Raw genomic sequence first — 7362 nt, forward strand, 5'->3', positions numbered from 1 at the left:
ATGGCGGCTGGATCAGGGCGTCGCCGAGGCGGCAAAGGGCGCTAGCAACTCGATCAAGGCGATCTTGCCGCCGAACACCTCCACGGCCCCCGACCGGAAGACGGCGTTAGGTACTCCGATCGCGCCGCCGTCGGAGACGGTGCCGTCAGCCGCGCAGCGAACCGGGCCATCCTTGGTCACGGCGCCACCGGCCGACACCTTGGCCCAGCCGCGGCGAACGCGCAGCACGCTCACGGCGTCAAACTCGCGGTAGCCGCCATCGCGGGGGATGGTGTGGGTGTGCAGCGCCAGGCCGCGGATGTGCGAGCCCGGGCCGGCGACGATGCGGTCGTCGGTGGTGTCGCCCACGATCACGCCCGGGGCAATATCGCCCGCGGCGGCGTAGGTCTCGACATCGTCATAGCCCAGGTCTGCCTTCATGCCGGCGTAGGCCGGCTCCATGCGGTCATCGTAGATGGCGGGCATTATTCGCCTCCTTTCTTCAGGTTCGCCAGGTAGGCCGAACGGGCCGCGCTGGCCGATTTGGGCAGCGGCGCGCTATCGGAGCGTTGCTGCCGTGCGGCCGACGGGTCACCGCCGGCCAACTCGCGGCGCTGCGTCTCGACGGCATCCTGCCGGCTCTTGGCCTCGCCTACGGCCAGGTCAAATGCCGCCTCGATGTAGCCGTCGGACTTGTCGGCCAGATCGGCCGAGTCGCCGCGAACCGCCTTGATGACGCCCTCGCGCAGCGCGCGGTCGGTGCTGTCGGCCTTGAATGCCACCTTGTGCTCGGTGGCCGCCGCCTCCAGCTTCACGCGGGCCAGGGCCGCGCCCTTGGCGTCCTGGCGGGCCTGCTCGATGCCCTGCTCTGCCTGGTCCGCCCGGGCCTTCTCGGCATCGGCGCGGGCCGCCTCGGCGTCCGCCTTGGTTGTGGCCATTTTCAGGTCGGCCCGCAGGCGGTTGATCTCCTGTTCGACTTCGGGCGCGGCGTCATAGGACAGGCCGTTGTCGAGTCGGATCTTGACCGTGCTCATGTCATGTTCCTCATCGGTTTTGGTCACGGCGTCTGCCGCGTCTAGATTCAAGCGCGCATTGCCTGCGCGCCCACGTTTCACCACGGCGAGGTGGTTGTATCGGATGTGCCGCTGGACGATGTCGTACGGCTCGCCCTGTGGCGATACCCCGGGGGTTTCCTCCAGCTCGAGCTCGTAGCCCAGCGACAACTCCTTGTTGCCGGCGTCCACGGGCCCGGTATCGAAGATCTGGATGTCGCCGACCATGTTCTGGCCGTCCTGCCGCCCTGCGGACAAGGCCGTGCCGATCATGTGCTGGCGCACGTTCTGGGCGTTGACCTTGCCCGGGTGGCCGTCTGTGATCGGCTTTCCCCGCAGGCTGGCCAGGGAGTCGGCGTTGAACACCTCCTCGGGCGGCCGGTACTCCCGGCGCACGCGGCCCGCGCCGTCCCGGTATTCGAAGACGCCGGTACGCGTCAGCACGGGCGTGTCGACCAGGTAGCCCTCGTCCGTGCGGGTCGCCTTCAGCGGCGCCCGGTCATATCGCATCACCATGGGATTTCCTTCAATGAACAATCAGGGCGTCCAGATCCTCGAGGGCCGGCAGGATGGCCTCGGCCCAGCAGCGGCAGCGGATGGGCTTGCCGGGGTGGCCGTCCGGCGGCGGGTCGTCCCAGTTGAATTCCTGGCCCTCGCGGTCGACGTGCTCATCGCGTTCGCGGTCATCCAGGACGCCCCGCCACCGGTACTTCTTGACGCCGATATTGGTCTGCCGGTACTCGGTCAGGTTGCCGTTCAGCTTGCCGATCTGGTCGCGGGCGATCAGTTCGGCGCGCCTGCGCGGCAGGTCATAGGTTTCCCGGATCTCGCGGGTCATGTCCCGCAGGGACGTGCCCCTGTGGACGGCGGCAACCACCCGGCCGTGCAGCGAATCCAGGTATTGCTCCGGGATGGACTTGATCAGGCCAATGTTCTCGGCCTCCCAGGGGCGCAGGATGCGGGCCAGGGCTGGCTCGGCCTTGAACACGTCCACCCCGTAGGCGCGCCGCAGCATGCGGTGGTACTGCTCCTTGTTGTATCGCTCGACCCGCTGGGACACCAGCGACGCCAGGCTCTGCGCTTTGCCGTCAGGCAAGGCTGCCGCCTGCAGCGCCGCCATGAAGGCTCGGCGCAGCGACTCGAACCAGCCCCCGTCGCCGGCGGGCGTGTTGCGCAGGTCATCCTCGCGCAGCACCCGCGGCAGCTCGGGTATCACATACCGCTCGACGGCCAGAACGGCAGCCTGCGCAGCGGTCCGCAGCGCCCGCGCGTAGTCTTGCTCGTCGCCCAGCGGGTAGCGCCATTGCTTAGGTGGCCGCGGCGTACGACGTGGCCGTTTGACCGTTTCTGTCGGGAACAAGGCCATAGAGCCCTTCCTGTTTCATGTAGCGCATCGCTTGGTCCTGGCTGAGTCCGTTGTCGACGGCGACGCTCAGGGCGTCCATTTCGCGGGCCGAGGCTTCGGCGTTGGCCTTGCGAACGTCGGCTTCCTCTTTGGCCGTGGCCGGCTTGAGCGGCGGCCAGGTGATAGACCAGGTCTCGCCCTGCGCGGTACCGGTGCCGGCCAATGAGCGTTGCGCCCGGATCAACGACACCAGGCGCTCCAGCGCGGGGTTCAGCTTCACCTCACGGCCCATGGCCACCGCGTTGTAGAACCCCTCGAGGTCTCCGTCGCCGGTGGCGTTCAGGCCGGCCGCTGAACGCCCGAACAGCACGCTCACCGGATAGCCCGCCTCGGCCGACACCGCGATCTGGAATTCGGCCAGAGTGTCCTTGATGCCGCCCCATGTCCGAGCTGAGCACCTGGTAGTCGTCTTCCGCATCGACGGCCACGCCGTTCAGGGCATTGCGGGCAGCGTCGACCATCTCCACGCGCTTGCGCACAACGGACTCCATCTCGGCCTGGATGGCGCCGGCCAGGCCCTTCATCTTGTGCACGGCCTGCTGCTTCTTCTCCATCAGCCGAAGCGCCCAGGTCAGCCCCTCGCCGTAGCGCCGGATCGCCCGAAACGCCCGCGCCGCCGCCGGCCGCCCTGCCCAGGGAATGCCCTTGCGGTTAAGCTGCGCCGGCAGCGGATCTCCCGGCACCTCGATCAGTCGGCTCTCATGCACCAGGAACTCGGCCGAAGGCACGCCCGCCGCCTGCACGCGCACGCGGTAGATCTCGGGCATGCCGTAGTTGGCCTCCTTCGGGTTGGAGTAGCGCCTCTCGGTGGCGGAAACGTCGTCCAGGGTGAAAACCTTGAGCTCCAGAAGCGTGTCCAGGGCGTCAAGGTTCAGCGGGTCACGCAAGACGCGCCCATCCTTGGCAACAATCACGATCGCCCCGCCGCCCGTCAGCCGCGCCCAGCGCCAGGCGTCTGCCAGCGCGGGCAGCGCCTTCAGCCGATCCAGCTCGTCGCGTACCCGGTCGTCGCCGGCGATGACCACGCCTCGGGACACAGCAGTGTCCGGGATCATGTCCACGACACGGGCCGGCAGACCGCCCTCGGCGTACATCGCCAGGTCGTCCAGCGCGCCGAGGCCACCGGGCAATGCGTCCAGCATGCCCGGCCCCAGCAGCGCCGACAGGTAGCCGTCTTGGTTCATCATGTACTTGCCAGCGCCATGAAGCGCCCTATGTCGCTGCCCGCCGTGGCGAGCATGTCGTTGATGGCGTCGACCATGGGGTCGACCTGGTCGTCGTGGGCATGGCTATCGTCAGCGGTGAAGGCCTCGCACTCCGCGATGAAGTCGTTCACCCACGGGGCCTCCTCGGGAATACACACCAGCCCCGCCTCGAGGTAGCTCTGGACGTCCATGACCCGCGTCAGCTTGTCCTTGTCCCGGGGAACGCCCTTGACGGGGATATGCCCGCCGGCGGCGATCTCCTGGACCAGCCCGGTACCGCTCGACTTGTCCTCGATGAGGAACTGCCGCAGCGGCGCCGACAGCTTCGGATTGAACGGCTTGTGCTTGGCCCAGAAGTCCAGCGCCCGGCGCTTGAGCTCCGGCGCCTGCCATTTGCCGCGCAACAGATCCAGCAGGTACAGCTTGCCGTCGTCGCCCAGGCCCCAGCATTCGAAGACGCTGTAGTCGTTGCGTTCGGCCGTCTTCTGGGCCGTGTCGGCAAACACCTTGCGCGCCACGATCCGGGGCGGCACCGCGTACCGGCCGAACCAGGCGCCCTTGATCAGGTCACCACCCAGCGGCGCCGGGCGTTGCTGGTACTGCGCCGAGAATACGTACCGGCTGACGCGAGCGCCCTCCTGGTCCGTGCCGGCGCCGGCCTCCATGGCCAGCAGATCCGCCAGCGGCTCCTTGTAGGGCCAGTAGCTGAAGCGCCCCTTCTCGTCCCGTACGCTGCTGTCGACCTTGGCCTGCAGCTCGGCCGGCAGGCCTGCCACATAGGCGTCGTGGATCAGCGCCGGGATGACGACCTGTTCCCAGTCCGAGCCAAGGTTTCCGGCCTCGATGAAGCCGGTCACGTCCTCCTGCGCCAGGCGCTGCATGATCACGATGATCGGCGTGTCGGGGTTGGCCCGACGGCTTTTCACCGTGGCGATCAGGTCGCGATTCGCCTTGGCACGCCGCGGCTTGCTGTAGGCGTCGCCGACCTTGAGCGGGTCATCGATGACGATGGCGCCCTGCCACCCTTGCGCCATGTGCCCGGCGCGAAAGCCGGTGATCTGGCCGCCGAGCGATACCGCGTAGACGCCACCGGCCTTGCGGCCATCGACCTCGATGTTCCAGCGCTTCTTGCTTTTTGCGTCCGCGGCGACCTTAAGCGGCCACAGTTCCTGGAACTCATCAGACTGGACCAACTCCTTCGCAGTCTGCGAGTTCAGCAGTGCCAGGTCATCGGAGTAGCTGATGTGCAGGAACCGGGCGCGCGGGTTCAGCGCCAGACCCCGGGCCATCAGGTTGATGGCGACCAGCTCGGTCTTCGACGAGCCCGGCGGCACATTGATGACCAGGTTCTTGATGCGGCCGTCGATGACGTCCTGCACCTTCTGCGCGATCAGCTCATGGTGCCAGTTGACCCGGAACTTGATGGCATGGCGGTGCTTGAAGAAGTACCGGCTGAAGAACAGGTGGTCCTGTTCGCATAGAGCCTTGGCCGTGGCGCGCAGGACGGCGGGGTCAGTACTCGCCTTGCAGCTTAGCGACGGCGGCGGCGACTTCTCTTTCATCCACCACCACCGTCTTCTGTTCTATCGGACCGCCGCCGGCACCCGTGTGCTCCCGCTTGTTCGTGAATGCGCCGCCCACCTCCTTGGCGGCCTGCTCCAGCACGCCGGCCGCGCCGACGACGTTGCCTCGGCTGATGTGCTTGTCATAGATCCTGCCGAGCTGCCGCAGGCGAAACGCCTGGTCAGCGATGGGGATCTCGGCGATTTCCTCTCGGAAGCGTTGCCGGGTGTCGTGGAATAGCTGGACCCACTTCTTGGCCAGGTCTTTGCCGGCGACCTTGGTCGGGTCGTACTGCGCGATCTGCATGCGGGGCACGTCCAGCCCGAATTCATCCTTGACGGCTTCAGCGACCTGGCTCGGGGTGTCCCAGCAGGCCAAAGCCTGGACGATGAAGCGCTTGTGGGCCTCACCCAACTTCGCCATTCCGCAGAGCCTCCAATTTCAAGGTAAAACTGCTATCTCGCTACAAATCCACCATGGACAAAAAGAATGGCCACATTTTCGGAACGGCGGGGCCTAGTGCCGGTACAAGACGCTTTCCAACGGAACAGCGTGGATACCGCGCTAAGAACTCGATTGTGGAATTTTCTTGCATCAACGGTCTTCGCACACCACCATCCCGAAGAGTGCCTTGACGGCATATGCGGAGACATATGGATTTTTCTGTTGAATCAGGATAGGGACACACTCCCTCCTTTCTTCCTTGCGTCAACTTGGCCGTCAGACGGATACCGAGTGATGAAAGCGCACTTCTTCTCATGTCCCTGGAATGAGGTGTACGACATTCTTGAATTCATATACGTGTCCAGACGAGGCCTAGACCGAGACGTCGGGCATCGAAAAACCATCAACGTCATCCTCGAAAGGCACCAGTCAGCCTATCGGCTCATCGGCGATCAGGTCGGAGAAATCACCCAGGGCGAGGAGATCGTCGCAATTGAAAGCGCATTGTTAGTAGCGTCCAACCCAGTCAAACAACACTTGGACGAAGCACTGAAAAAGCTGTCCGACCGGGAGCAGCCTGACTTCAGGAACTCCATCAAAGAATCCATATCGGCGGTTGAAGCGGCTTGCCGTGAGGTGACGGGCAACCCAAAGGCAACACTCCAAGACGCGCTAAAAAAAATGGATAGTCTTCACCCCGCGCTTAACGAGGGCTTCAGGAAACTCTACGCTTACGCGGGCGATGAGTCTGGAATTCGTCACGCGCTGACCGAGGAGGGGGAACGCTGCTCCTATGGCGAAGCCAAATTCATGCTCGTCGCATGCGCCGCGTTCGTTTCATACCTTAAGGAAGCGACCGCTTAAGCATCTGATCGCCCCTCATGCTGCCTTGAGACAGCATCCGCAGGCTCGGGCAATGTCCAGCCGCGCCACGGTCGGCGCGGCGCCAGACGCCTCAACCAGACGCCGCACGTCCGCTGACAGCCCGTACCGCGCCACCACGCCGACGAACTCCTCGACGTCGTGCCCCACGATGCGCAGCTTCGGCCGGCCCTCTTTGTCGAACGCCGGCGCGCCGTAGGCATCAGGCGCATGGCCGATGTGGTAGAGCTCATGCTCCACCAGCGCGCAGAATTCCGTGTCGCTGCAGGTCGCGCAGTAGTCCGCCGCCAGTGTGACCAGGAACGCCGGCACGCGGCCGAACCATTCGATCATCTGCTGCTCCTGGCGCACCTTCTGCCAGCCGCTGGCGCGAAACATGACCTGTTCGGCCTGGCCGAGCACGACGCGCCCGGCCTTCTGAAAGCCTGACGACGCCCAGAGGAACGCCAGGTCGGAGTCAACCAGATGGGCATGGTCTGGATTGTGAAGCGGCCCGCCCACGGCGAGTATCACTCGTTCAGTCCATTCCAGCAGTTCAGGCGCCGGCGCCAACACACCACCGGCGGCTTCCGCGCGTACCAGCCATTCGGCGGGCGGCCTGGGCCGCTCCTGACCCACCGATCGTGCCCACCCTGCCTTCATGCTGCGTCTCCGCGATATTTCGGCCGGCCTTGCTTCGCGCGCTGCAGACTCCTGACCTTTCGATCCGTTCTCAGGTCGCTTGACCTGCCCCCAGACTTAGTACGGCACCGACATAGAGTCCAGGGTTAAAAACCGTTGTTGCCGATGCGCCTGAGCAAACTGCTCCGGCGTTAAGTATCCCAGCGCGCTA

Annotated in this window: 9 protein-coding genes; 1 reads left to right on the forward strand and 8 read right to left on the reverse strand. The window is 65.4% G+C overall.

Annotated features, from left to right (window positions below; genetic code table 11):
- Positions 1-12 precede the first annotated feature (12 nt).
- Genes HV742_RS26375 through HV742_RS26400 form a run of 7 tightly spaced genes read right to left on the reverse strand, consistent with a single transcriptional unit; the run spans position 13 to position 5627 of the window.
- Positions 13-465: a structural cement protein Gp24 gene (locus HV742_RS26375; protein ID WP_175146766.1), complete on the reverse strand. Its 453-nt coding sequence runs from the start codon at positions 463-465 to the stop codon at positions 13-15.
- Positions 465-1547 carry a DUF2213 domain-containing protein gene (locus HV742_RS26380; RefSeq protein WP_175146767.1) on the reverse strand — a complete coding sequence of 361 codons (1083 nt, stop codon included), beginning with the start codon at positions 1545-1547 and terminating at the stop codon, positions 465-467. The genes HV742_RS26375 and HV742_RS26380 overlap by 1 nt, the downstream gene beginning before the upstream one ends.
- Before the next feature lie 10 nt (positions 1548-1557).
- Positions 1558-2397, reverse strand: a complete 840-nt coding sequence (locus HV742_RS26385; RefSeq protein WP_175146768.1) for a phage head morphogenesis protein — start codon at positions 2395-2397, stop codon at positions 1558-1560.
- Positions 2339-2752 carry an anti-CBASS protein Acb1 family protein gene (locus HV742_RS32390; protein WP_437340602.1) on the reverse strand — a complete coding sequence of 138 codons (414 nt, stop codon included), beginning with the start codon at positions 2750-2752 and terminating at the stop codon, positions 2339-2341. The genes HV742_RS26385 and HV742_RS32390 overlap by 59 nt, the downstream gene beginning before the upstream one ends.
- Positions 2658-3623, reverse strand: a complete 966-nt coding sequence (locus HV742_RS26390) for an anti-CBASS protein Acb1 family protein (RefSeq protein ID WP_254601262.1) — start codon at positions 3621-3623, stop codon at positions 2658-2660. The genes HV742_RS32390 and HV742_RS26390 overlap by 95 nt, the downstream gene beginning before the upstream one ends.
- On the reverse strand, positions 3620-5203 hold the full coding sequence (gene terL / locus HV742_RS26395; protein WP_175146769.1) for a phage terminase large subunit: 1584 nt from the start codon (positions 5201-5203) through the stop codon (positions 3620-3622). The genes HV742_RS26390 and terL overlap by 4 nt, the downstream gene beginning before the upstream one ends.
- The gene (locus HV742_RS26400) at positions 5154-5627 is read right to left on the reverse strand and encodes a DUF2280 domain-containing protein (protein WP_175146770.1); all 474 of its coding nucleotides are present in this window, start codon (positions 5625-5627) and stop codon (positions 5154-5156) included. Before HV742_RS26400 ends, terL begins: the two co-directional genes overlap by 50 nt.
- A gap of 66 nt (positions 5628-5693) precedes the next feature.
- On the opposite strand from HV742_RS26400, the gene HV742_RS26405 reads away from it, so the two are divergent.
- A complete protein-coding gene (locus tag HV742_RS26405; RefSeq protein ID WP_175146771.1) occupies positions 5694-6512 on the forward strand; it encodes an AbiJ-NTD4 domain-containing protein in 819 nt (272 codons plus the stop codon).
- Between the two features lie 15 nt (positions 6513-6527).
- Here HV742_RS26405 and HV742_RS26410 read toward each other — a convergent pair whose 3' ends face one another.
- Positions 6528-7172: a putative metallopeptidase gene (locus HV742_RS26410; protein ID WP_254601263.1), complete on the reverse strand. Its 645-nt coding sequence runs from the start codon at positions 7170-7172 to the stop codon at positions 6528-6530.
- Positions 7173-7362: the final 190 nt, after the last annotated feature.

It is taken from the genome of Achromobacter ruhlandii (assembly GCF_902859695.1).
Lineage (GTDB): Bacteria > Pseudomonadota > Gammaproteobacteria > Burkholderiales > Burkholderiaceae_B > Achromobacter > Achromobacter ruhlandii.

Bases quoted from the DNA above. Each gene is read 5' to 3' on its own strand.
- HV742_RS26375 (WP_175146766.1), bottom strand. From the start codon at position 465: ATGCCCGCCATCTACGATGACCGCATGGAGCCGGCCTACGCCGGCATG.
- HV742_RS26380 (WP_175146767.1), bottom strand. From the start codon at position 1,547: ATGGTGATGCGATATGACCGGGCGCCGCTGAAGGCGACCCGCACGGAC.
- HV742_RS26385 (WP_175146768.1), bottom strand. From the start codon at position 2,397: ATGGCCTTGTTCCCGACAGAAACGGTCAAACGGCCACGTCGTACGCCG.
- HV742_RS26390 (WP_254601262.1), bottom strand. From the start codon at position 3,623: ATGATGAACCAAGACGGCTACCTGTCGGCGCTGCTGGGGCCGGGCATG.
- terL (WP_175146769.1), bottom strand. From the start codon at position 5,203: ATGAAAGAGAAGTCGCCGCCGCCGTCGCTAAGCTGCAAGGCGAGTACT.
- HV742_RS26400 (WP_175146770.1), bottom strand. From the start codon at position 5,627: ATGGCGAAGTTGGGTGAGGCCCACAAGCGCTTCATCGTCCAGGCTTTG.
- HV742_RS26405 (WP_175146771.1), top strand. From the start codon at position 5,694: ATGGCCACATTTTCGGAACGGCGGGGCCTAGTGCCGGTACAAGACGCT.
- HV742_RS26410 (WP_254601263.1), bottom strand. From the start codon at position 7,172: ATGAAGGCAGGGTGGGCACGATCGGTGGGTCAGGAGCGGCCCAGGCCG.